This window comes from Nocardia sp. PLKS1-43, from assembly GCF_059510335.1.
Genome location: NZ_JCAJZQ010000004.1, coordinates 725447 through 749135, shown reverse-complemented (window position 1 = coordinate 749135; position 23689 = coordinate 725447). Strand labels below are relative to the sequence as shown.

The 23689-nt window shown below is 70.4% G+C and carries 21 protein-coding genes; 18 read left to right on the top strand and 3 right to left on the bottom strand.

The genetic code is table 11. The annotated features are described in order from the left end of the window. Positions 1-7: 7 nt before the first annotated feature. The 3 genes from AC5WS7_RS19195 to AC5WS7_RS19185 all read left to right on the top strand — a co-directional run bounded on the left by AC5WS7_RS19195 (position 8) and on the right by AC5WS7_RS19185 (position 2645). A complete protein-coding gene (locus tag AC5WS7_RS19195; RefSeq protein WP_495955858.1) occupies positions 8-883 on the top strand; it encodes a DUF302 domain-containing protein in 876 nt (291 codons plus the stop codon). An 84-nt stretch (positions 884-967) separates the two neighbouring features. Further along, positions 968-1960 carry an Acg family FMN-binding oxidoreductase gene (locus AC5WS7_RS19190; protein ID WP_495955857.1) on the top strand — a complete coding sequence of 331 codons (993 nt, stop codon included), beginning with the start codon at positions 968-970 and terminating at the stop codon, positions 1958-1960. A gap of 37 nt (positions 1961-1997) precedes the next feature. Further along, on the top strand, positions 1998-2645 hold the full coding sequence (locus tag AC5WS7_RS19185; RefSeq protein WP_495955856.1) for a response regulator transcription factor: 648 nt from the start codon (positions 1998-2000) through the stop codon (positions 2643-2645). A gap of 248 nt (positions 2646-2893) precedes the next feature. On the opposite strand, the gene AC5WS7_RS19180 is transcribed toward AC5WS7_RS19185, so the two are convergent. Next, the gene (locus AC5WS7_RS19180; RefSeq protein ID WP_495955855.1) at positions 2894-3967 is read right to left on the bottom strand and encodes a DUF3349 domain-containing protein; all 1074 of its coding nucleotides are present in this window, start codon (positions 3965-3967) and stop codon (positions 2894-2896) included. A gap of 124 nt (positions 3968-4091) precedes the next feature. Beyond that, positions 4092-5384, bottom strand: coding sequence for a diguanylate cyclase domain-containing protein (locus tag AC5WS7_RS19175; RefSeq protein WP_495955854.1), 1293 nt, complete (start codon positions 5382-5384; stop codon positions 4092-4094). A gap of 322 nt (positions 5385-5706) precedes the next feature. Here AC5WS7_RS19175 and AC5WS7_RS19170 point away from each other — a divergent pair, with 322 nt between their 5' ends. Further along, positions 5707-6510, top strand: coding sequence for a Zn-ribbon domain-containing OB-fold protein (locus tag AC5WS7_RS19170; protein WP_495955853.1), 804 nt, complete (start codon positions 5707-5709; stop codon positions 6508-6510). Between the two features lie 18 nt (positions 6511-6528). On the opposite strand, the gene AC5WS7_RS19165 is transcribed toward AC5WS7_RS19170, so the two are convergent. Further along, positions 6529-7110, bottom strand: coding sequence for a hemerythrin domain-containing protein (locus AC5WS7_RS19165; RefSeq protein ID WP_495955852.1), 582 nt, complete (start codon positions 7108-7110; stop codon positions 6529-6531). A 155-nt stretch (positions 7111-7265) separates the two neighbouring features. On the opposite strand from AC5WS7_RS19165, the gene AC5WS7_RS19160 reads away from it, so the two are divergent. The 14 genes from AC5WS7_RS19160 (at position 7266) to AC5WS7_RS19095 (ending at position 23645) form a co-directional block, all read left to right on the top strand. Beyond that, positions 7266-7487 (top strand): hypothetical protein, encoded by a 222-nt coding sequence (locus tag AC5WS7_RS19160; RefSeq protein ID WP_495955851.1) that lies wholly within the window; start codon positions 7266-7268, stop codon positions 7485-7487. Between the two features lie 12 nt (positions 7488-7499). Beyond that, positions 7500-8960, top strand: coding sequence for an MFS transporter (locus tag AC5WS7_RS19155; protein ID WP_495955850.1), 1461 nt, complete (start codon positions 7500-7502; stop codon positions 8958-8960). 123 nt (positions 8961-9083) lie between these two features. Beyond that, positions 9084-11153: a catalase gene (locus AC5WS7_RS19150; RefSeq protein ID WP_495955849.1), complete on the top strand. Its 2070-nt coding sequence runs from the start codon at positions 9084-9086 to the stop codon at positions 11151-11153. Next, positions 11150-12238 carry a glycosyltransferase gene (locus tag AC5WS7_RS19145; protein ID WP_495955848.1) on the top strand — a complete coding sequence of 363 codons (1089 nt, stop codon included), beginning with the start codon at positions 11150-11152 and terminating at the stop codon, positions 12236-12238. Before AC5WS7_RS19150 ends, AC5WS7_RS19145 begins: the two co-directional genes overlap by 4 nt. Next, a complete protein-coding gene (locus AC5WS7_RS19140; RefSeq protein ID WP_495955847.1) occupies positions 12180-13430 on the top strand; it encodes a glycosyltransferase in 1251 nt (416 codons plus the stop codon). The genes AC5WS7_RS19145 and AC5WS7_RS19140 overlap by 59 nt, the downstream gene beginning before the upstream one ends. After that, a complete protein-coding gene (locus tag AC5WS7_RS19135; protein WP_495955846.1) occupies positions 13427-14410 on the top strand; it encodes an NAD-dependent epimerase/dehydratase family protein in 984 nt (327 codons plus the stop codon). The genes AC5WS7_RS19140 and AC5WS7_RS19135 overlap by 4 nt, the downstream gene beginning before the upstream one ends. A gap of 38 nt (positions 14411-14448) precedes the next feature. Continuing rightward, on the top strand, positions 14449-16071 hold the full coding sequence (locus tag AC5WS7_RS19130) for a carbamoyltransferase family protein (RefSeq protein WP_495955845.1): 1623 nt from the start codon (positions 14449-14451) through the stop codon (positions 16069-16071). After that, positions 16068-17615 carry an HAD-IIIA family hydrolase gene (locus AC5WS7_RS19125; RefSeq protein WP_495955844.1) on the top strand — a complete coding sequence of 516 codons (1548 nt, stop codon included), beginning with the start codon at positions 16068-16070 and terminating at the stop codon, positions 17613-17615. Before AC5WS7_RS19130 ends, AC5WS7_RS19125 begins: the two co-directional genes overlap by 4 nt. Then, positions 17612-18679 (top strand): glycosyltransferase family 9 protein, encoded by a 1068-nt coding sequence (locus AC5WS7_RS19120; protein ID WP_495955843.1) that lies wholly within the window; start codon positions 17612-17614, stop codon positions 18677-18679. Before AC5WS7_RS19125 ends, AC5WS7_RS19120 begins: the two co-directional genes overlap by 4 nt. Then, positions 18642-19262 carry a D-sedoheptulose-7-phosphate isomerase gene (locus AC5WS7_RS19115; protein WP_495955842.1) on the top strand — a complete coding sequence of 207 codons (621 nt, stop codon included), beginning with the start codon at positions 18642-18644 and terminating at the stop codon, positions 19260-19262. The genes AC5WS7_RS19120 and AC5WS7_RS19115 overlap by 38 nt, the downstream gene beginning before the upstream one ends. Next, positions 19259-20638 carry a PfkB family carbohydrate kinase gene (locus AC5WS7_RS19110; protein WP_495955841.1) on the top strand — a complete coding sequence of 460 codons (1380 nt, stop codon included), beginning with the start codon at positions 19259-19261 and terminating at the stop codon, positions 20636-20638. The genes AC5WS7_RS19115 and AC5WS7_RS19110 overlap by 4 nt, the downstream gene beginning before the upstream one ends. A 43-nt stretch (positions 20639-20681) precedes the next feature. Then, positions 20682-21383 (top strand): SDR family oxidoreductase, encoded by a 702-nt coding sequence (locus AC5WS7_RS19105; RefSeq protein ID WP_495955840.1) that lies wholly within the window; start codon positions 20682-20684, stop codon positions 21381-21383. Next, positions 21374-22324: a glycosyltransferase family 9 protein gene (locus tag AC5WS7_RS19100; RefSeq protein ID WP_495955839.1), complete on the top strand. Its 951-nt coding sequence runs from the start codon at positions 21374-21376 to the stop codon at positions 22322-22324. The genes AC5WS7_RS19105 and AC5WS7_RS19100 overlap by 10 nt, the downstream gene beginning before the upstream one ends. Then, positions 22314-23645 (top strand): UDP-glucose dehydrogenase family protein, encoded by a 1332-nt coding sequence (locus tag AC5WS7_RS19095; RefSeq protein WP_495955838.1) that lies wholly within the window; start codon positions 22314-22316, stop codon positions 23643-23645. The genes AC5WS7_RS19100 and AC5WS7_RS19095 overlap by 11 nt, the downstream gene beginning before the upstream one ends. Positions 23646-23689 lie beyond the last annotated feature (44 nt).

Sequence of the window (23689 nt, the reverse complement as noted above, 5' to 3'; positions counted from 1 at the left end):
GGCGGTCGTGGAATACCGAGTGAACGTGTGCGAGTCGACTCCTCAGACCATGTTGCGCCTGGCCTGGGAACTGCATCCGGACCAGATCGGCTCGGATATCGCCGCCGGGATGCGCGAGCTGACCGCCACCACCGATCGAGTCGGCCTGACCGCCTGCGGCGCCCCGACGATCACCTATCGTCAGGACGGCGAGACCGACGGGAACATCGAGGTCGACTTCGGGGTGCCGGTGGACCTCGGCACCACGCTGGGACCGTGGTCCGGCGCCGAAGTGGTGGCGGAGCCCGGCAGCCTGGTTGCCCGCACGTGTCACCACGGCGGATACGACCACCTGGACACGGCGTACCGGGCGCTGGAGGAGTGGATTCGCGAGTGCGGATATCGGCCCGCGGGCCCGCCGACCGAGGTCTATCTGGTCGGTCCCGAGGAGACGAGCGACCCGCGCCGGCTGCTCACCGAGATCCGCATCCCCGTCGTCCGGCCCGCGGTCATCGGCGTATGTGTGGACCGGCCGTTCGAGCAGACGGTCGGATTCACCCGGCAGGCGCTGACCCGGCTGGGTTTCGAGGTCGTCACCGAAACCGATCTGCGAGCGCTGCTGCGCGACCGGCTCGGCGCACACATCGCGGAACACCTGGCGGTGCATGCCTACCACCCGTCGCTCACGGCACGGGCGCTCGCCGCGGACCCGCAGGCGGCCTGGTTGTCGTCGGCACTCGTGATGGTCCGGGCCAACGACGTCGGAACGCTGGTCGAAGTATGCGATCCCACCGCCCTTCCGGCCGCCTTCCGCGGCATCGCTCTGTCGGAGATCGCCGAGCAGCTGCACCGGCTGCTCACCGAAGCCCTCGACATGCTGCACCCGCCCGCGACGGTGCGGTGAGATCGGGGCGAGAAAGGACCATCGTCCCCGCACCGGGCCCGAAAGGCCGTATCCGCGACGGTCGCCATCCCGCACGCTTGCGGTATGACAGCGAGCCATCCCATCGCCACCGCACCGGATGCCTACACGGTCGAGACCACGGTCAGCCGGGCCGCTCGCGCCCCATCGCTGCACAACTCCCAACCGTGGCACTGGGTCTTCGACGGCGCCCGCCTGCACCTGTACTCGGATCCCGACCGCCAACTCCCCGCAGCGGACCCGCACGGGCGTCAGCAGATCATCAGCTGCGGCACCACACTGCATCACGCGCGCACGGTATTCGCGGCACTGGGCTGGCACACCGACACCACCCGCCTGCCCGATCCGGATCGGCGGGACCACCTGGCCACCATGGACTTCCGGGCCTGGCCCGACCCGCCGCCCGGCATCGCGCGCCGCGCGGCGGCCATCGATCGCCGCCACACCGACCGGCTTCCGATGCTTCCGCCCGCGGCCTGGACCGATCTGGTTCCCACGCTGCGGCGACTGATCGAACCGCACGACCTGCACTTCGATGTTCTCGACGACGAGGTCCGGCCCCGCCTGGCCGCGGTGTCCGAGGGATCCGCGGCCGCCCGCAAGTACGACATGTTCTACCAACAGGAATTACATTGGTGGACAGGGCATTCCGGACCTTCGGAGGGCGTGCCGCCGACCGCGCTGGCTTCCGACGCGGAGTTCGCCCGAGTCGATGTGGGCCGGTCCTTCCCGCGGCCGGCGCACTCCCAGCGCCGCGCCGATATCCGCGACCTGTCCCGGCTCGTGGTGCTGAGCTCGTACGACGATTCGGTACCGCAGTGGCTGCACACCGGCGAGGCGCTCTCCGCGATCCTGCTCGAATGCACCGCCGCCGGCCTGGCCACCTGCCCGCTGACGCACATCACCGAACTGCCCGCCGGACGGCAGACCCTCGCCGCGCTGCTGCCGCACCCGGGATTACCGCAGGTGATCATCCGCGTCGGCACCGCGCCCGAGGCCGAACCGCAGCCACCGACACCACGCCGTCCCCTCGGGGAAATATTCGAGATCCGGCACTGATTCGCAACAACGCTCTCGTCAAGGATTGGCCACCATAATGACAACGGTGTTCTTGGTCGACGATCACGAAATCGTACGGCGGGGACTGACAGATCTGCTCGAGCAGGATCCCGAACTCACCATCGTCGGCGAGGCGGGCGACGTGACCCACGCCCTGGCCCGGATTCCGGCGTTGCGCCCCGACGTCGCCGTGCTGGACGTGCGACTGCCCGACGGCAACGGCATCGAGCTGTGCCGGGAACTGCTGTCCAGGGTCGAGGGCCTGCGGTGCCTGATCCTGACCTCGTTCACCGACCAGCAGGCCATGCTGGACGCGATCCTGGCCGGAGCCAGCGGGTACGTGGTGAAGGACATCAAGGGCATGGAGCTCGCCGAGGCCATCAAGACGGTCGGGGCGGGGCGCTCACTGCTGGACAACCGGGCAGCGGCCGCCCTCATGGACCGGCTGCGGTGCAGCACCCACCCCGACGGCCCGCTGGCGGATCTGACCGAGAAGGAACGCATCCTGCTCGAACTGCTCGGCGAGGGGCTGACCAATCGGCAGATCGCCCAGCGCATGTACCTGGCCGAGAAGACGGTCAAGAACTACGTCTCGCGCCTGCTGACCAAACTGGGTATGGAACGCCGCACCCAGGCCGCGGTGCTGGCAACGAAACTCCGTGTGGAAGAAGCGGATTCGCACTGAACCTCGGTCCGCCGCCGCGCCCGTGACCGCCCGGGACCACCAGCTGCGCCGACTCGGCCTGCGCCGCAAGCGCCCGAACCGGCTGTCGGCGCTGCCGTCCACACCGACCACGACCGGGCGTTCGGCCGCCGCCGGATCCGGCGGCAGCGGATCACACCAGCCCCAGGCACGCGAGTCCGCGCGAAACCCGGGCGCCGGCAACACTTTCACGACACCCGGGCGTTCCCGGGGCCCGCCGCAAGGCAGATCTAGTCCTCGGGATCCGAACTCCGTTCGAGGATGCTCGATGATCGCGCGGCAGGGATTTCGCCGGTGGCCAACAGGATGGTGCGGCGGCCGACCTCGACGGCGTTGTCGGCGAAACGCTCGTAATAGCGCCCGATCAGTGTCATGTCGACCGCGGCGGTGATCCCGTGGTCCCAGGCCGGACCCAGGACCGTGGCGAGCAGCTCTTCGTGCAGGTGATCCATCAGGTCGTCCTGCCGTTCGAGCATGTCCGCGGTCCGGCGGGCCGGGGCTTCGAGCACCGCCGCCGCGCTGGTGGCGATCGCCACCGCGACGCTGCCCATCCGATCGATCAGCGGCCGCACCGGTTCGGGCACCGCGGATTCGGGGTGACGACGACGCGCGGCCGTCGCGATATGCGTCGCGAGCACCGCCATTCGCTGCAGGTTGACGGTCAGCTGCACCGCGGTCACCAGCTGCCGCAGATCCCCCGCCGCGGGCGCCTGCGAGGAGAGCAGCCGCACCGCCTCGGCCTCGGCGCGCCGCGCCATCGCCTCCACCGCACCGCCGGTGTCGATCGCGGCCTGTGCCTGCTCCAGGTCACCCTCGACCAGTGCGTTCGTCGCGGCCGAGACCACGGCGCGATCCCGCAGGCACATCTCGTGCAGCAACTCGGCGAGCTGCCGCAAATTCTCGTGGTACTCGATGCGCGTCTCGGACCGGTCCCCGCCCTGATCGTCCGCATCGGACGGAACACCCAGTGCCGCAGCGGTTTCGGCGGCGGGCTCGGGCACGGGCGGCTGCCAGTCGCCGCCCACCGGCCAGCCGCCGGACCGCAGCCGGTCACGCACTCGCGCGAGATCCGCTTCCTTGGGCAGCTCGTGGGTGTGGCGGGTGATCGCCACACCGGCATCGACCCGGTCGGCCGGGAGCGCGCCCTGCACGATCAGCTGGTCCACCACCTGACCGATCTCTTCCTCGCTCAACCGGCGTCCCAGCACGGCCAGCAACGGCACATAGTCCTGCGCCGGAACTCCCTGCGGATATCCGGCCCGCAACCACGCCACGATCCGGGCCAGAAGGTCCGACCACTCCACCACTGACCTCCCATACCGTGCGCGGTGAGCGCACGTTCATCTCGATGTCGCGACGGCTTCGATGGGAAGTCTGCCGTAGTCGCCGCGCCGAGTACATCGGCCCCGCCGCCGAATTCGACGCCCGTCAGGCGGGAGCGTCGAGATTCTGCAGCACCCAGTGACCTTTGCCATTCGTTTTCGCGTAGTAGAGGCTGGTGTCGGCGGCGGCGAGCAGAGATTCGGCGTCGGCTCCGGCAACGGGCGTCACGATGACGCCGATGCTGGCCGACATGCGCAGCTCGTGACCGTCGATGACGACCGGCGCGGCCAGCGCCGAGAGCAGCTGATCGGCGATGATCGAGGTGCGCGAGGTGCCGGCCGGCGGCGGCACGAGAACGACGAATTCGTCCCCGCCGATGCGCGCCACCAGGCAATCGTGCTCACGCATGACCACCCGCAGCCGCTTCGCGACGGCAATCAGGGCCTTGTCCCCGACGTTGTGGCCGTACCGGTCGTTGATCACCTTGAAGTGATCCAGGTCGGCGAAACAGAACGCGGCCCGGTCCTCGGGGCGGGCGGAGGCGGTCAGCTCGCCGACCCGCTCCGCGAGCAGCCGGCGGTTGGGCAGCCCCGTCAGCGGGTCGTGCCGGGCCTCGCGATGCAGCTCTTCGTGCCGCTGATGCAGTTCGGTGACGTCCCCGCCGACGGCCAGGAGGTAGTCGGGCTCACCGTTGACGCCCGGGACGTAGGTGATCGCGAACGACATCCATCCGATGCTGCCGTCGGCGCGCACCAGCCGGCGCTCCATCGTGACCGTGCCGGAGCGAGCCGGAACCAGCTTCTCGTACAACAGGTTCCGGATATGCTCCTGGTCGTCGGGGTGGGCGAAATCGTAGACCGATATCCCGTGCAGCGAGTCGACCGGGACGCCGATCATCTCGGCCAGCGCGTTGTTCGCTTCCAGCATCCTGCCTTCGGTGTCCCCGATCGCGACGGCGGCGGCGATGTTGTCGAACGCCATGCGGAACCGGGAGTCGTGCGCCGCGGCCTCCCGATCGCGCGGAGGCTCGCCGTGGTGCTGTTCGAAGCCGCGCAGATCGCACAACCCGGCCTGGTGGCCCTGTCCCAGACCGGCGAGCAGCGCCGCCAGCCGGGAAGCGGCATCGGGATGCTGACAATGGTCGGCGAGCCGGTACAGCACGCCCGCGGAAGTCGAGGGAACGTCCTCACCGGTCCACTGCGCCGCGACCAGAGCGCGCCCCACCTGCGCACCCGCGGCCGGGTCGAAGGGGTCGGTGTGCAACGCCGCGAGCAACTCGATGATCAGGCCGCGCAGCAGCCGATGCGCCGACACGGCCGACTCCGGCCCCGCGTCATCGACCGCCAAGGCCCTCAACCAGGCCTTGGCCAGCACCCCCTCGACGTCATCCACCCACATTCTCCTCGGTGCCGGGCCACTCGCGGACCACTCCACTCCGAGAACGAACCCCACGACCTGTAGACAACAGAACATCTCAAACCTACTGCGCACACCGATTCCGGTCGCGGGAATTATCGCCGGTGCGGAGAATTTGTGAAGATCGTCACATCGATGCAGATCAGGGACCTTCGGCTCCAGGGAGTGCCCCAACTGCCCTGGCGTATGCACGCGAACCGGGAAACAGGTACCCGATCGGTAGATCTACCGATGTGCGCACGCGGCGCGCGGCCGACCCTTTACCTGGACATCTTGTTGCCGCGAACACCGCAGGAGGCCTGCCATGGACCTTCACGATCCGAAACAGCCGACCCGGCCCGAACACCTCGACGATACCGCCCGCCCGCACCCCGGCGAGGCGTTGATGATCAGGCGCTGCATCGCCTGCGGGTTGCGCCTGGCGCCGGTGGTCCGCACCTGCACCGCGTGCCGGTCCACGGCGCTGGAGTGGGTGATGTCCTGCGGCCAGGGTTCGATCGTGTCGTGGAAGGTCGTGCACCGCCCCGCGAACGGCGCCGGCGAGTGGGAGGCGTCCACGATCGCCATCGTCGAACTCGACGACGGCCCGTGGATCTACACGACGCTCGCGGGCGAAGTCCCGCCGCCGTCGGACCGGCCGGTGCGAGTGAAATTCGCCCCCGAGGCGATCCCCGACAAGTTCCCGGTGTTCGTCACCATTGCGGCCGACCCCGCCCCCGCCGCCACGTCCCCGCGCCGGCAGATCGACCATTCGAACCAGCGGAGAGCGAAGAAATCGATGACCGAGCCGACCCGGGAACGGCCCGGCGACCCGATCTGGGTTCGATCCTGCCTGCACCAGTGCGATTTCCTCGCGACGTCCAGCTCACTCGACGCCGACGCCCGGACGCTGATCCGATTCGCGATCGAATGGGCTCCCTTCGGCGGAGCGAGCGGCGAGGAACTGCTGGTGCGCTTCGGCATCACGCGATGGCGGTTCGTCCAGGCGATCCGGGAAAATCTGCGACCGCGCGTCAGCGACACCAGCACCGCACGCACCTTCAAACGAAATCTGCTGGACGCGCTGTCCTGGGGGTGGCAGATCTACCCGGACTCCGCGTCGCCGTAGCGAGCGAACCGGCCCGGCTCAGAGCCATGGTCCCGTCGGCTGCCGCTTCCGGCGCACGGTCACCAGGTCACGGACTCGATCCAGGGCGGCCACGGCCATGCCACCGGCCTTCTGCACGGCCGGATGGGCCGGAGCCTTCGGATGCGGGCGGGTGGGGGCGAGCTTCCTGGCCGCGACCATCTTCTCCCCGACCGCCTCGAGCTGCTGGGCGGAACAGAACTGCCGCAGCAGCGGCCAGACCCGGGTCTGCTCGAAATTGATGTGCTCGCGCGCCGCCGGAATGTACGTCGCCAGCGCCTCCTCGAATTCCGGGCTGCCGACCGGGCCCTTCTCCAGCCGCTGCAGCAGGTACTTACCCGCCTTCTCCTGACCGATCGCGTGGTCGGCCAGCACATCCCCGTCGGGCACCATTTTGCGGACCAGCGGCCAGAAATACTGCTCCTCCACCGCTTCGTGCCCGGATTCGGTGATCACCAGACTGGTCACCAGCTCGGCGCGAGCGGTCTGCTCGGCCTCTCCCCGGCCGCGGCCGCGCTCGAGTGATCGCAGAATGCGCAGCACCACGTTGTGGTCGGTGAGCAGCACAGTCAAGACATCCATACGGAGCATTTCCTTTCAGGCTCGTCGTGCGGCGTCGGGCGGCTACCCGGCTCGGAGACGGGAAAACACCCCCGTCGAACCGGCCACCGCGCACGTTTCACCTCGGTCGCGGCGGGCATGCGCCCGTTGTGAACTCCGAGAATTCGCGACCGTATGTGACTCCGGACGACCTGCGACGACTGCTGGACGCCGGTGATCCCGGCGCACAGCTGGTGCTGGTCGCCGGTGCGGTACGACTGGACGCGGGCGAGAGCGACGGGATGGCGTTGATCGACCGGAACGAGCTGGTGCGACACGTGGGCACCGGCCCGCAGGACAGTCAGCTCGCGGAACAGGCCGAGTTGCTGAACACCCTGATCCGCCTGCAGGGCAGCTGACGCGGCCCGATCATGCGCACGATTTCGACGGCCGTCCCGGCTCGCCTGGATCGCCTGCCGTGGTCGCACTGGCACTGGTTGATCGTGACCGGCCTGGGGTCGGTCTGGATCCTGGACGGTCTCGAGGTCACCGTCGTCGGCAGCGTGGCGACGCGGCTGTCCGCGCCCGGCAGCGGCGTGCCCATCACGGCCTCGCAGGTTTCGGGTGTCGCGGCGGCGTTGTACATCGGGGGCGCCTGCGTCGGCGCGCTGTTCTTCGGCTGGCTGACCGACCGGCTGGGACGCAAGAAATTATTCCTGGTGACGCTGGCGGTATATCTCGCCGCGACGGCCGCGACGGCGATGTCGTTCTCGATGTGGTGGTTCGTGCTGTTCCGATTCCTCACCGGATTCGGCATCGGCGGCGAGTACGCGGCGATCAATTCGGCCATCGACGAACTGATTCCGCGCAAATATCGCGGCCGGGTCGACGTGGTGATCAACGGAACGTACTGGCTGGGCGCGATGGCCGGTGCGCTGCTGTCCATCGTGGCGCTGAACACCGCGCTGTTTCCGCCGAATGTCGGCTGGCGCCTGACCTTCGCGCTCGGGGCGATATTCGGGCTGATCATTCTGGTGGTGCGCCGCAATGTCCCGGAAAGCCCGCGCTGGATGTTCATCCACGGCCGCGAGGACGAGGCGGACGATCTGGTCGCCGAGATCGAGCACCGGGTCCGCGCCGATACCGGCACGGATTTGGCGGACGTGGGCGATCAGCGCATCGAGGTCCGGCAACGCCGGGCCACCGGCTTCGGTGAGATCGCCGCGGTGCTGGTGCGCCATTATCCGCGCCGGACCGTACTGGGGTTCGCGTTGTTCGTCGGCCAGGCATTTCTCTACAACGCGATCACGTTCAATTACGCGCTGATCCTGTCGAAATCGTTCGGCGTGCCCGACGACCGGGTCGGCTATTACTTCGCCGTCATCTGCGCCGGTAACTTCCTGGGCCCGCTGCTGCTGGGCGGACTCATGGACACGATCGGCCGCAAGCCGATGATCACGGGGTGCTATCTGGTGTCGGCAGTGCTGCTGCTGGGAACGGCGGCGCTTTTCGATTCCGGTGGACTCTCGGCGTTCACGCTGACGGCCTGCTGGACCGTCGTGCTGTTCTTCGCCTCGTGCGGCGCGGGCGCGGCCTATCTGACGGTCAGCGAGATCTTCCCGATGGAGACCCGCGCGATGGCGATCGCGTTCTTCTACGCGATCGGCACCGCGGCGGGCGGTATCGCCGGCCCGTTGGTCTTCTCGAAATTGTCCGCCGAGGGCGATCCGGGTCGCACCGCACTCGCCTTCGTCATCGGTGCGGCGGCGATGTTCGCGGCGGGACTTGTCGAACTCGTATTCGGAGTTCGGGCCGAGGGCCGCTCACTGGAGGATCTGGCTCGTCCGCTCAGTGCGACCGAATCCGCTGCGGCCGTCGAAACGCGCAGGTGAGACGCACCGATTTCGGTGCGCACTTCGTTGCGATCCCGCGCCGCGCCGTTTACCGGCACGGTGCGCGGGTACCGGCGGGACATATCCGAACGGTTCGACGCACACCCGACAGGAGAGCACGGTATGACCGACGGAAATGCAGGTCGACCAGGCAATGGAGGGGAAACCCACCAGCAGGCATCCGGTGACGACGTACGACTCACCACCCAGCAGGGCGTCGTGGTCGGCGACGACCAGAACACGCTGCGCGCTGGTGAACGCGGCCCGGCGCTGCTGGAGGATTTCCACTTCCGCGAGAAGATCTTTCATTTCGACCACGAGCGCATTCCCGAACGTGTCGTGCACGCACGCGGTTACGGGGCCCACGGATATTTCGAGAACTACGAATCGCTGCAGGACCTGACCGTCGCGGACCCGTTCCGCGAAGCCGGCCGCCGCACCGAGGTGTTCGTCCGATTCTCGACCGTCGCCGGGAACAAGGGTTCGTCCGACCTGGCCCGCGACGTCCGCGGGTTCGCGGTGAAAATGTATACCGGGGAAGGCAACTGGGATCTGGTCGGAAACAATATCCCGGTCTTCTTCATCCAGGACGCCATCAAATTCCCCGATATCATCCACGCGGCCAAACAGGAACCCGACCGCGGCTTCCCGCAGGCGCAGACCGCGCACGACAATTTCTGGGATTTCGTCTCGCTGACTCCGGAATCGACCCACATGCTGCTGTGGATCATGTCGGACCGCGCGATTCCGCGCTCGTTCCGCTTCATGGAAGGGTTCGGGGTGCACACCTTCCGGTTGGTGAACGCCGAGGGACGCTCGACCTTCGTCAAATTCCACTGGAAGCCGAAGCAGGGCATGCAGTCGGTGGTGTGGAACGAGGCGTTGAAGATCAACGGCGCCGATCCGGATTTCCATCGCCGCGATCTGTGGGACGCCATCGGCTCCGGCGACTTCCCCGAATGGGAACTCGGCATGCAGCTGTTCGACGAGGAATTCGCCGACCGGTTCGAATTCGACATCCTGGATCCGACGAAAATCATTCCGGAGGAACAGGTTCCGGTGCGCCGGGTGGGCAAGCTCGTGCTGGACCGGATGGTGGACAACTTCTTCGCCGAGACCGAGCAGGTCGCCTTCTGCACCCAGAACATCATTCCCGGAATCGATTTCACCGACGACCCGCTGTTGCAGGGCCGGAACTTCTCCTATCTGGACACCCAGCTCAAGCGCCTGGGCAGCCCCAACTTCACCCATCTGCCGGTCAACGCGCCCAAATGCCCGTTCGCCACGTTCCAGCAGGACGGCCACATGGCTACGGTCAACCCCGCGAATCGGGTGAATTACGAACCCAATTCGTGGCCGTCGGACATCAAGGGCCCGCGCGAGGACCCGGAACGGGGTTTCAGCTCGGTGCCCGAGACCGAATCCGGCCCCAAACGCCGGCTGCGCGCGGAGAGCTTCGCCGACCATTACAGCCAGGCCCGGCAATTCTTCGCGAGCCAGACCGCGGTGGAACAACAGCACATCATCAGCGGATTCGTCTTCGAGTTGAGCAAATGCGAGCGCGTGGACATCCGGCAGCGGGTCGTGGCCGCGCTGCGCAACGTGCACGAGGACCTGGCCGGAGCGGTCTGCGATGGGCTGGGCCTGCCCGAACTGCCCGAACCCCTGCCCGCGGCGCGCGAGACGCGCACCGATCTGCCCGAGTCGCCGGCGTTGAGCATTCTGCGCAACGGCCCGGAGACGTTCGCGGGCCGCAAGTTCGGCGTCCTGGTCACCGACGGCGTGGACGGGAAGCTGATCTCCGCGTTGCGCGAGGCGGTCACCGCCGAGAAGGCGCTGCTCGAGATCATCGCGGTGAAGGTCGGCGGCATCGTCACCGCCGACGGCGAGCGGATCGAGGCGGACGAGAAGATCGACGGCGCGCCCTCGGTGGTCTACGACGCCGTTGCCGTCCTCGCGACCGACGACGGCGCCGCACAGCTCGCCTCGCTGCCGCCCGCCCGCGATTTCGTCAGCGACGCGTACGCCCACTGCAAGTTCGTCGCGCACAGCGGGGCCGGTGCGCTGTTCACCGCGGCGGGAGTGACCGAACTCGACGCGGGCTTCGTCGATCTCGGCGCGCCCGACAGCTCGGCCGCCGACTTCGTCGCCCGCTGCCGTGAAGTCCGGTACTGGACCCGGTTCGCGGGATGAGCGGTACCGCGAAGCCGCTCAACGTCCTGCTCTGGCATGTGCACGGGTCGTGGACCTCCTCGTTCGTGCGAGGCGGGCACACGTATCTGCTGCCGCGGCTGCCCGAGGGCGGTCAGTGGGGCCGCGGCCGCTGCGGCCGGCCGTGGCCCGATACGGCGGTCGAGATATCGCCGGAACAGCTCCGGGACACCCCGGTCGACGTCGTCGTGCTGCAGCGGCCGCAGGAACTCGAACTCGCGGCCCGATGGCTCGGCAGGCGGCCCGGCCGGGATGTCGCTGCGGTCTACGTCGAGCACAACACTCCCGGCGGACCGGCGACCGCGACCCGGCATCCGCTCGCGGACCGCCGCGACATCCCGCTGGTGCACGTCACGGATTTCAACAATCTGATGTGGGACAACGGGATCTGCCCGACGACGGTCATCCGGCACGGCATCGTCGATCCCGGCTATCTGTACGACGGGCATCTCCCGCGCGCCGCGACGATGATCAACGAGCCGATCCGCCGGATGCGCGTCACCGGCGCCGACCTGCTCGCGCCGCTGTCGGCCGCCGCGCCCATCGACGTGTTCGGCATCGACACCGGCGACGTGCACACCGCACTGGGCGTGCCCGCCGACCGGGTCAACGGCTCGGGGGACCTCGACCAGTCCACGCTGCACGCGGCGGTGGCCGGGCGCCGGGTGTTCGTGCACACTGCCCGCTGGACATCGCTCGGGCTCTCGGTGCTCGAGGCGATGCACATCGGCATGCCGGTGGTGGCGCTGGCCGCCACGGAGGCGGCCGCGACGTTCCCGCCCGACGTGGGCGTCGTGGCCACCGATCCGGCGGTACTGGCCGAAGCGATCTCGGGCTTCGTCCGCCGTCCGGAATGGGCTCGCGCAGTCGGGCTGTCCGCGCGGCGGTGGGCTGTGGCGAATCACGGTCTGGACTCCTTCCTGGCGAACTGGGATCACGTGCTCGGCGAAACCTGCTCCCGGCACGCCGCGAAGCGACTCGCATCCTCGACAGTTGGGAGTACGCACCATGAAGATCGCGATGATCTCCGAGCACGCCAACCCGTTGGCAGCGATCGGCAGCGTTGACGCCGGGGGCCAGAACGTGCACGTCGCGGAGCTGTCCGCCGCGCTGGCGCGGCGCGGGGCCCAGGTCACCGTGTACACCAGACGCGACGACCCGGTGACGCCGGAGCAGGTCGACGCGCCGGACGGGTACCGCGTCGTGCACGTGCCGGCCGGACCGCCCAGCCCGGTCCCCAAGGACGAATTGCTCACGCACATGGACGAATTCGGCCGGCTGCTGCAGGACTACTGGACCAGGGACCGGCCCGATGTGGCCCATGCCCACTTCTGGATGTCCGGGCTGGCCGCCCTGCGCGCGGCCCGCGGGCCGACGGTGCCTGTCGTGCAGACCTTCCATGCGCTGGGCGTGGTGAAGAAGCGCTACCAGGGTGCGCGGGACACCAGCCCGGATTGCCGGATCCGCACCGAGCGGACGGTCGCGCGCAGCGCCGACCGAGTCGTGGCGACCAGCAGCGACGAGGTGTTCGAACTGACCCGTCTCGGGTTGCCGCCCGCGCGGGCGTCGGTGGTGCCATGCGGTGTCGACCTGGACCGTTTCGCACCCGGCCCGAAGGCCCGGCATCGCGCGCCGCCCCGGCTGCTGGCGGTCGGAAGACTGGTGCCGCGCAAGGGATTCGACACCGCGATCCGGGCGCTGGCCGATATTCCCGGCGCCGAACTGCTCATCGCGGGCGGACCGCCCCCGGACGGGCTCGAACACGACCCCGAAGCCGGCCGGCTGCTCGGGATCGCCCGGTACTGCGGAGTCGCGGACCGGGTGCGGCTGCTCGGCTCGGTCTCGCGTGCGGATATGCCCGCGCTGATGCGCTCCGCCGACGCGGTCCTGTGCACGCCGTGGTACGAGCCGTTCGGCATGGTGGCGCTCGAGGCGATGGCCTGCGGTACGCCCGTGGTCGCGTCCGCGGTGGGCGGACTGCTGGACACCGTGGTCGACGGCGTGACCGGACGGCTCGCGCCACCGCGCGATCCGGACGTGCTCGCCGCGACGGTTTCCGGGCTCCTGGCCGACGACCGCGAGCGCGCCGCCATGGGTGAGGCGGGCCGCCGGCGGGCGCGTTCGCGCTATTCCTGGGATCGCATAGCCACCGATACGCTGCGCGTCTACCACACCGTGCAGCCGGCCGGTTCCGCGGCCGGACTCGGCCCGAGCGCGGCCCTCGCCGGGCACGCCGGACCACGGGAGGTCGAGATATGAACGGCGCCTTCCCCTTTCGTCATGCGGTGGTGACCGGATGCGCCGGATTCATCGGCTCGCACCTGTGCGCCACCCTGCTCGCGCGCGGCACGACGGTCGTCGGCCTGGACAACTACTGCACCGGGGATCCGGCCCATATCGCGATGCTGGAATCGCATCCGCGCTTCCGGTTCATCGAGCACGACGTGTGCGAGCCGTTCCCCCGGATCGCGCAGGTGGACCTGGTCGCGCATCTGGCCTCCCCCGCCTCGCCGGTCGACTACGCGCGCCTGGGCGTGCAGACGCTCGAGGCCGGAGCCGACGGCACCGCCGCGGCGCTCGACCTGGCCCGCCGGCACGGCGCCCGGCTGCTGCTGGCCTCCACCAGCGAGGTCTACGGCGACCCCACCGAACATCCTCAGCGCGAGGACTATTGGGGCAACGTCAATCCGGTGGGCCCGCGCAGCGTCTACGACGAAGCGAAACGGTATGCCGAGGCGTTGGTGTGCGCGCATCATCGCGAGTACGGGACCGATACCGTGATCGCGCGCATCTTCAACACCTACGGCCCGGGCATGCGCGCCGACGACGGGCGGATGGTGCCCACCTTCATCGAACAGGTGCTGAGTCACCGGCCGCTCACGATCACCGGCAGCGGTGAGCAGACGCGGTCGCTGTGCTACGTGGACGACACGGTCCGCGGCCTGCTGGCGCTGGCCCGGTCCGGACATCCCGGCCCGGTCAACATCGGCAACCCGCGGGAGATGACGGTCGACGCGATCGCCGCGCTGATCCAGCAGATCGGCCACGGCCGCTCACCGATCCGGCGGCTGCCCACCCCGACCGACGATCCCCGCCGTCGTTGCCCGGATATCAGCCGCGCCCGCGAACTGCTGGGCTGGGAACCGACCGTCACCCCCGCCGTCGGGCTGCGCCGCACCGTGGCCTGGTTCGCCGCGCGGCGGGAACAAGCCTCGTTTACCACGGCAGACGCCGGGTAGTTCGGCGACGACCGGGGGCACCCACAGGAGGTGTTCGGATGCGCGTACTGGGGATCAACGCCATATTCCACGATTCGGCGGCAGCGGTCGTCATCGACGGCAGGACGGTCGCGGCCGCCGAGGAGGAGCGGTTCAGCAGGCGCAAGCACGGCAAGGCGCCGGTGCCGTTCGCCGCCTGGGAACAACCCGAACAGGCCGCGAGGTGGTGCTTGGAGCAGGCCGCTCTCACTCCCGCAGATATCGACGCCGTCGGGTACTCCTACGATCCGGCCCAGGTCGATCACGGGCTCGACGGCCTGGACCCGGGGTGGGAATCGCTGCGCACCCGGTACGCCGAGCGGGCCCCGCACTTCCTCGCGACCGCGCTGCCCGGACTGGACCCGGCCAAGGTGCGGTTCGTGCGGCACCACGTCGCCCACGCGGCCTCGTGCGGGCTGGCGGCTCCGTTCGGCGAGACCGCGGTGCTGACCGCGGACGGCCGCGGCGAGTCCACCTCGATGCTCGCGGGGATGTTTCGCGACGGCAAGCTGGATGTGCTTGCCACTCAAACACTTCCGCATTCACTCGGATTGATGTACGAGGACCTGACCACGCACCTGGGCTTCGCCCGCTCGAGTGACGAGTACAAGGTGATGGCCCTGGCGTCGTACGGGCAGCCGCGCTTTCGCGACGCCCTGCGCCGGAGCGTGTACAGCACGGCGGACGGGGGTTTCCGCACCGAGCCGATCGACTGGGACGGTTTCGCGCCCGCCCGGCCGCCCGGTGCGCCGCTCCGCCGCGAGCACGCCGATCTCGCGGCCTCGGTGCAGTGCCGCCTGCAGGAGGTGCTCCTGGACCTGTGCGCGTGGCTGCGTACCGAGACCTCGTCCGAAAACCTCACCCTCGCAGGCGGTATCGCGCTCAACTGCGTGGCCAACACCGCGGTGTTCGATCAGGGCCCGTTCGAACGCGTCTGGGTGCAGCCCGCCGCGGGCGATGCCGGGACCGCGCTGGGCGCGGCACTGAGCATCGCCGCCGAATCGGGCGACCGGATCGAACCGATGACCACCGCCGCGCTGGGCCGGGGCTTCTCCGACGCCGAGATCGAACACGCGCTGCGCGCCGCCGACATCCGCTACGAGCGGCCCGATGATCTCGCCGGAACGGTCGCGGATGCGTTGGCGCGCAACGACATCGTGGCCTGGTTCCAGGGCAGGGCGGAATTCGGCCCGCGAGCCCTGGGCTACCGGTCGCTGCTGGCGCATCCGGGGCACGCGGCGAATCCCGAGCGGCTCAACGCCGTCAAGGGACGCGAGCAGTTCCGGCCCGTCGCGCCCATGGTGCTGGCCGAGCGCGCGCACGAGATCTTCTCCCGCGGACCGCTGCCGAGTCCCTACATGCTGTTCGTGCACGATGTGGCGCAGCACTGGCGCGAGCGACTGCCCGCGGTGACCCACGTCGACGGCACCGCGCGCATCCAGACCGTGGAACGGTCCGACAACCCGCTGCTGGCCGAGACGATCACGCGGTTCGAGCGCAGCACCGGACTGCCGGTGGTGGTGAACACCAGCCTCAACACAGCGGGCCGACCGATGGTCGACTCACCGCGCGACGCGCTGGAGTGCTTCGGTTCCGCACCGGTCGACCTGCTCGCCATCGGACCGTTCGTGGTGCGGCGGTGAGCGAGGTGAGCGGAATCGACTACACCGTCGTGATTCCGACCATCGGGCGCGCGGGCCTGGTGACCGTGCTGCACGCCCTGGCCGGATCGCCCGGGCCCGCACCGGCCGAGGTTGTCGTCGTCGACGACCGGCCGTGGGACCAGCGCGCCGACCGGGTCGATCGCGGTGCCTCACCTCCGTTGCCGGACATCGGGATTCCCATCCGGGTGGTTCGCTCGGGCGGTCGCGGGCCGGCCGCCGCGCGCAACATCGGGTGGCGGTCGGCCCGGTCGGAGTGGATCGCGTTCCTCGACGACGACGTGGTGCCCGCCCCCGACTGGCGCAGGCGCCTGGCCGCCGACCTGCGCGGCCTGCCGCCCGAGGTCGCCGGGTCGCAGGCGGACCTGCGAGTGCCGCTGCCCGCCCGGCGGCCGCCCACGGACGCCGAACGCGGCACCGCGGCGCTGGCCGCGGCCCGGTGGATCACCGCCGATATGGCCTACCGACGCGCGGTGCTCGCCGAACTCGGCGGGTTCGACGAACGCTTCCCGCGCGCCTACCGCGAGGATTCCGATCTGGCCCTGCGGATCGTGGAATCGGGGCGCCGCATCGTGGCGGGCGAGCGCGTCACCTGGCATCCGCCCGCGACCGGCTCGCTGCTGTCCTCGCTGCGGGCGCAAGCGGGCAATGCCGACAACGCGCTGTTGCGGCACAAGTTCGGGCGCGGCTGGCGGCAGCGCATCGGCGAGGGCCGCGGGCGGCTGATCCGGCACGCGTCGGTGACCGGCGCGGGACTCGCCGCGATCGGGCTGGCGCTCGGGCGCCGCCCCCGCCTCGCCATCGCCGCCGGCGGCCTGTGGCTCACCGGCACAACCGAATTCGCCGCCCGGCGGATCGCCGCCGGACCGCGCACCCGGTCCGAGATCGCGGCCATGTCGCTCACCAGCGCGCTGATCCCGCCCGCCGCGTGCTGGCACCGGCTGCGCGGCGAATGGCAGATGCTGCGTCGCTCCCGGCGGCCGCGACCGGTTCACACGCCCGCGCTGGCCGTACTGTTCGACCGGGACGACACCCTCATCACCGATGTGCCGTATCTGGCCGATCCCGAACTCGTGCAACCCGTTCCGGACGCCCGCCGGGCACTGGACCGGCTCCGCGCGGCCGGTGTGCGCGTCGGCATGGTGAGCAACCAGTCGGGGGTGGCGCACGGGCTGATCTCCCCCGACCAGCTGTGCGCGGTCCTGGGTCGGGTGGAGGAACTGCTCGGGCCGTTCGGCACCTGGCAGGTGTGCCCGCATCGCGCCGAGGACGAATGTGCTTGCCGCAAACCGCGTCCCGGGCTGATCACCGCCGCCGCAGAGGCGCTCGGCGTGCCGGTGCACCGCTGCGTGGTGATCGGCGATATCGGCTCGGACGTCGAGGCGGCACTGGCCGCGGGCGCGGGCGCGGTGCTGGTTCCCACGGCCCGCACCCGCGCGGAGGAGATCGGCCGCGCCGGCACCGAGGCGCTGGTCGCGCCGGATCTCGAGTCCGCCGTGGAGCTCGTGCTGGCGGGTGCGCGATGAGCGCGGGCCGCGTCCTGGTCGCCCGGCTGGACAGCGCCGGGGACGTGCTGCTGTGCGGGCCCGCGGTTCGCGCGGTTGCCCGGCGTACCGGCTCGGTGGTGTTCCTGTGCGGTCCCCGCGGACGGGCTGCGGCCGAATTACTGCCCGGCGTGGCCGATATCGTCGAATTCCACGCGCCCTGGGTCGATCTCGAGCCGCCGGAGGCGAACGCGACCGAGATCACCGCACTGGCCGATCGGCTGCGGGGACTGGGGATCGACGAGGCGGTGGTGTTCACCTCGTTCCATCAATCCCCGCTCCCGTTGGCGCTGATCCTGAGAATGGCCGGGGTGCGGCGGATCTCGGCGATCAGCGTCGACTATCCCGGCTCCCTGCTGGACGTGCGGCACCTCGTGGACGAGGACCTGCCCGAACCGCAGCGCGCGCTGTCCCTCGCCGAGGCCGCCGGATTCGCGCCGGACCCGCGCGACGACGGACTGCTGCGGATCCGCCCCGACCTGCCCGATATCCACGGGCTCGCCGGCGATTCCGGCTATGTGGTGATGCATCCCGGGGCCGCGGTACCGGCGCGGCGGATGTCGGCGGGACGCAGCCGCGCCGTGGCCGCCGCCCTGGCCCAGGCCGGACATCGTGTGCTGGTCACCGGCGCCCCCGCCGAACGCGAGCTCACCGCGGTCGTCGCGGGAAGCGACGCGACGGATCTGGGCGGCAAGACCGATTTCGCCACGCTCGCCGCCCTGATCCGGCGTGCCGGTGTCCTCGTCGCGCCGAACACCGGACCCGCGCACGTCGCGGCCGCGGTCGGCACCCCGGTGGTCTCGCTGTTCGCGCCGGTCGTCCCGGCGCGACGCTGGGCGCCCTACGGCGTGCCGCACGAACTGCTCGGCGACCAGCGGGCGGCCTGCGCGAACACCCGCGCCCGCGTCTGCCCCATCCCTGGACATCCCTGTCTCGACGGCATCACCGACGACGCGATCGTCTCGGCCGTCGATCGATTGACCCGCCCCGAGGAGAGGACAGGACGCGATGACCGACTCCGGAATGCGATCGGACGCGGCCCGTGACGGCCCCACCGGCACGGACTCGATCCGGCGCCATTTCGCCTCACTCGGCGCGGCGCTGGAAGTGAACGCGCACATGGCCGCGCGGGTGCAGCGGTGGGGGGAACAGCTCGCGGATGTCTACGCGCACGACGGGCGGCTGCTGGCCTGCGGACACGGCGGCAGCGCCGCGGAGGCGCAGCACCTCACGGGCGAACTGGTCGGCAGGTTCCGGCACGAGCGGCGCCCGCTCTCGGCCATCGCACTGCACGCGGACACCTCCGCGGGCACGGCGATCGTCAACGACTACGGGCCGGATCAGCTCTACGCACGTCAGGTTCTGGCCCACGGGCGGCACGGCGACGTGCTGATGCTGTTCTCCACCAGCGGTACCAGTCCGGCGGTCGTGGCCGCGGCGAAGGCCGCGGCCCAGGCCGGTGTGATCAGCTGGGCGGTCACCGGTCCCGCACCGAATCCGCTCGCGGCGCTGTGCATCGACGCGCTCGCCGTCGAGGCGCCGACGGTGGCGACCGTCCAGGAAATGCACCTGGTGCTGATTCATTCGCTGTGCACGGCCCTGGACAGCGCGCTGGCGGTGCCGTCATGAGCCGCGACCGGCCGCTGGTGATCATCGGCGATACGCTGCTGGACGTCGATATCGACGGCACCGCCCGGCGGCTGTGTCCCGAGGCGCCGGTGCCGGTCCTGGACGAGACGAGCAGGTCCGAGCGTCCGGGCGGGGCGGGGCTGGCCGCGATGCTGGCGGGACGGCATATCGCCGGCCCGGTGGTGCTGATCACCGCGCTGGGCGACGACGCCGCCGGGCGACGGCTGCACGACCTGCTCACCCCGCACGTCGAGGTGCTCGCGCTCCCACTGCGCGGCGAGACCGTGCGCAAGACGCGCGCCCGGGCCGACGGCCAGCCGATCGTCCGGATCGATGCCGGCGACGGATGTGCCGCGCCCACCCGACTGGGCACCGAAATACGTTGGGCCATAAGGAATTCCAAGGCGATACTGGTGGCCGACTACGGCCGCGGCGTCACCGCCGGATCCGAGCTGCGCACCCTGCTCGCCGACGCCGCCACCCGGGTCCCGGTGGTCTGGGATCCGCATCCGCGCGGGCACGTTCCCGTGCCCGGGACCCGGATGGTGACTCCGAATCGCGCCGAGGCCGCGGGTTTCGCGCACGACCATCCGGACGATGCCGCGCGGGCCCAGGCGCTGGCCGCGCGCTGGGGCGCCGACAGCGTCGCGGTGACGCTCGGCGCGGCGGGCGCGATCTGCTACGACCGCAATGTCGGTGTCCCGGAACATATCCCGGTGCCCGAAGCGTTCCACGCTCCGGCCGGCGCGGACACCTGCGGAGCCGGAGACGAGTTCGCGGTGGCCGCGACGGCCGCACTGGCCCGTGATGAATCCCCGTCCCGGGCGGTGCAGCAGGCCGTCCGGGCGGCGGCCGTATTCGTCGGCGAGGGCGGCGTGCACCCGGCCGGCGGCCTGGCTCGGCGGGAATACCGTGGCGCGCCGGACGATCCGTTCGCGCTTGCCGAGTTCGTCCGCCGGTCCGGGGGACGGCTGGTCGCGACCGGCGGCTGCTTCGATCTGCTGCACCCGGGCCACATCTCACTGCTCCGGCACGCGCGCAGCCTCGGCGACGCACTCGTGGTCTGTCTCAATTCGGACGAGTCGGTCCGCGATCGCAAGGGCGCCGACCGGCCCGTGGTCACCGCCCACGATCGCGCGCGAATCCTGTTGGAACTCAGCTCCGTCGACGCGGTCGCGGTATTCGACGAACCGACCCCGACCGGTCTGCTCGAACGTCTGCGCCCACACGTGTGGGTCAAGGGCGACGACTACGCCGACAGCGACCTGCCCGAGGCCGACACCGTCCGCCGGTACGGCGGCGAGATCGTCCTCGTGCCCGTGCTGCCCGGCTACTCGACCACCCGGCTCGTCGCCGCCGCGCGGGCGACCGCGTGAACCCTTCTGTCGCACAGTCTTTCCACATCGCGAGGAGAACAGTATGACCGCAGCGAAGAACCGTCCCGGCAATGTCCTGATCACCGGCGGCGCATCGGGTCTCGGCGCGGCGACCGCGGCCGCCGTGGCTCGCGCCGGGGGCACGCCCCTGATCCTCGATCGGCAGCAGCCCGCGGACGGGATGCGCTTCGAGCAGGTGGACCTCGCGGACACCGACGCGGCCGAGCAGGCCGTGCGCACCCTCACCGATCAGGCGGGCGGCACCCTCGACGGCGTCTTCACCGCGGCGGGCATCGACAGTTGCGGTGCGCTGGACGAGGTTCCGGCCAAGGACTGGGAGCGGGTGATCCACGTCAATCTGCTCGGGACCGCCGCGGTGGCGCGAGCCGCGCTGCCGTATCTGCGCGCCTCCGGGGGACGCCTGGTCACCTGCGCGTCCACCCTGGGCCTCAAGGCCGTCGGCGACGCGACGGCCTACTGCGCGGCCAAATTCGGCGTCGTGGGATTCACCCGCGCCCTGGCCGCCGAGACCGCCGGTGCGGTCGGGGTGACGCTGCTCATCCCCGGCGGGATGGATACGGCCTTCTTCGACGGCCGGGACGAGCAGTACAAGCCGCCGCCGGACGTGCGGTTGAACCGGCCCGAGGACGTGGCCGAGACGGTGCTGTTCGCACTGCGGCAGCCCGCCGGATGCGAGGTCCGCGAACTGGTCGTGTGCTCGTCCACGGAGAGTTCGTGGCCGTGATCCTGATCCTGCGTGCCCTGGGGATCGGCGATCTGCTCACCGCGGTCCCGGCTCTGCGCGCGCTGCGGCGGCACCGGCCGTCCGACCGGATCGTCCTGGCGGCGCCCCCGGCGCTGGCTCCCCTGGCCCGGCTCACCGGAGCCGTGGACGCCGTGCACCCCACCGCCGGTCTGGGCCGGACCCGGCTACCGCCCGGCCCGTCGCTGGCGGTGAACCTGCACGGCCGGGGCCCGCAGAGCATCGCCGAGCTGCTGCGGACCCGTCCGCGCAGCCTGCTGACCCACCGGCACGAGGAGTATCCCGGCATCTCGGGGCCGGAGTGGGTCGAGGACATGCACGAGGTGCACCGCTGGTGCCGCCTGCTGCGATTCGCCGGAATCACCGGCGATCCGGGCGATCTGTATCTGCATCCCGGCCCGTCGCGGCGGCGGCGCGGGACCGTCGTGGTACATCCGGGCGCCGGCGCGCCCGCCCGGCAGTGGCCGCCGCAGCGGTTCGCGGCGGTCGCCGCCCATCTGCACCGCGCCGGTGTGCCGGTGGTGCTCACCGGTTCCGCGGCCGAACGCGATCTCGCGTTGTCCGTGGCCGCGACCGCGGGTATCCCGGCCGATCGGGTACTCGCCGGACAGCTGGACCTCGCCGACACCGCCGCGCTGGTCGGCGGGGCGGCCCTGGTGGTGTGCGGCGACACCGGAATGGGACATCTCGCGACCGCCGTGCGCACCCCATCGGTCCTGTTGTTCGGACCGTCCGCTCCCGATCGCTGGGGGCCGCCCGCCGGGAGCGCGGACCTGCACCGGGTGCTGTGGTCCGGCACCACCGGAGATCCGCTCGGCGACACCACCGATCCCGGACTCGCGAGCATCACCGTATCCCAGGTGCTCGCCGCCGTGGACGACCGGATCGCCGCCACGCCAATGGAGTTCGGCCATGTCGGATGAACGGATCGGCGTCGTGGGCGCCGGATACGTCGGCACCACGACCGCGGCGGGCCTGGCCCATCTCGGCTGGCCGGTGACCGCCGTCGACATCGACGAGCAGTGCGTCGCCCGGCTGCGGGAGGGCCGCACCGAACTTCGCGAGCCGGACCTGGAACCGCTGCTGCGACAAGGTATCCGGTCCGGCCGGATGCGGTTCGACGTTCGCCTGGAAGAACTTTCGGACGCCGACCTGGTCTTCGTATGCGTGCCGACGCCGTCCACCCCGTCGGGCGCCGCCGATCTGACCGCCGTGCACACGGTGCTCGCGGCCCTGTACGAACTGCTGCGCCCGGGATCGATCGTCGTGCTGAAATCCACTGTGCCGGTGGGCACGACCCGCGCGGCGGCACGGGAAGCGGCGCGATACGACCTGCACGTCGCGGGCAATCCGGAATTCCTGCGCGAAAGCCATGCGGTGTACGACTTCCTGCACGCCGACCGGATCGTGGTCGGCACCGCGGACAGCGCGGTCGGCGATCGCGTCGCGCGGGTGTACCGGGGACTGGAATCGTGCGTGGTGCAGATCGTCGACTACGAGAGCGCCGAAGTGGCCAAATACGCCAGCAACGCGTTCCTGGCCACCAAACTCTCCTTCGTCAACGAATTGGCCGAACTGTGCGAAAAGGTGCACGCGGACATCGAACTCGTCGGCGAATGCCTCGCGACCGACCCGCGCATCGGTCCGGACTTCCTGCGCCCCGGCCCCGGCTGGGGCGGTTCCTGTCTGCCGAAGGACACCCGGGCGCTGCTGCACGTCGCGCGGGCCCAGCAGGTGTCGATGGGCGTGCTCGGGGCGGCCGTGGCCGCGAACCGGGCCCAGATCGACCGCGCCGTCGCCACGCTCGCCCGCCTCGTCGGCAGATCCGACGGCTCGCTGTCGGGTCTGCGGCTGGCTCTGCTCGGCCTGACGTTCAAGGCGGGCACGGCCGATCTGCGCGACTCCCCCGCGTTGCGGCTCGCCGAGGAGCTGGCCGCCCGGGGTGCGCGCGTCTGTGCGTACGACCCGGCCGTGACCGCCGACAAGTCCACGAAACTGGCACTGCCGCAATCGGATTCGCTGTCCCTGACGACGGATCCGTACGACGCCGCCCGGAACGCGGACGCGGTCGTCGTGGCCACCGAATGGCCCGAATTCGCCAAGCTGGACTGGCACCGCGTGGCGGACCTCGTGCGGCGGCGCCTGGTCCTGGACACCCGCAATCTGCTGGATGCCGAATTGTTGCGACGCGACGGGTTCACCCTCGTCGGCAACGGCAGAACCGAGCCCTCGTTTGATCGGTAAGAGCACGGGTATGGCCTGGGCGACAAGCGATCAGGACTCGCTTG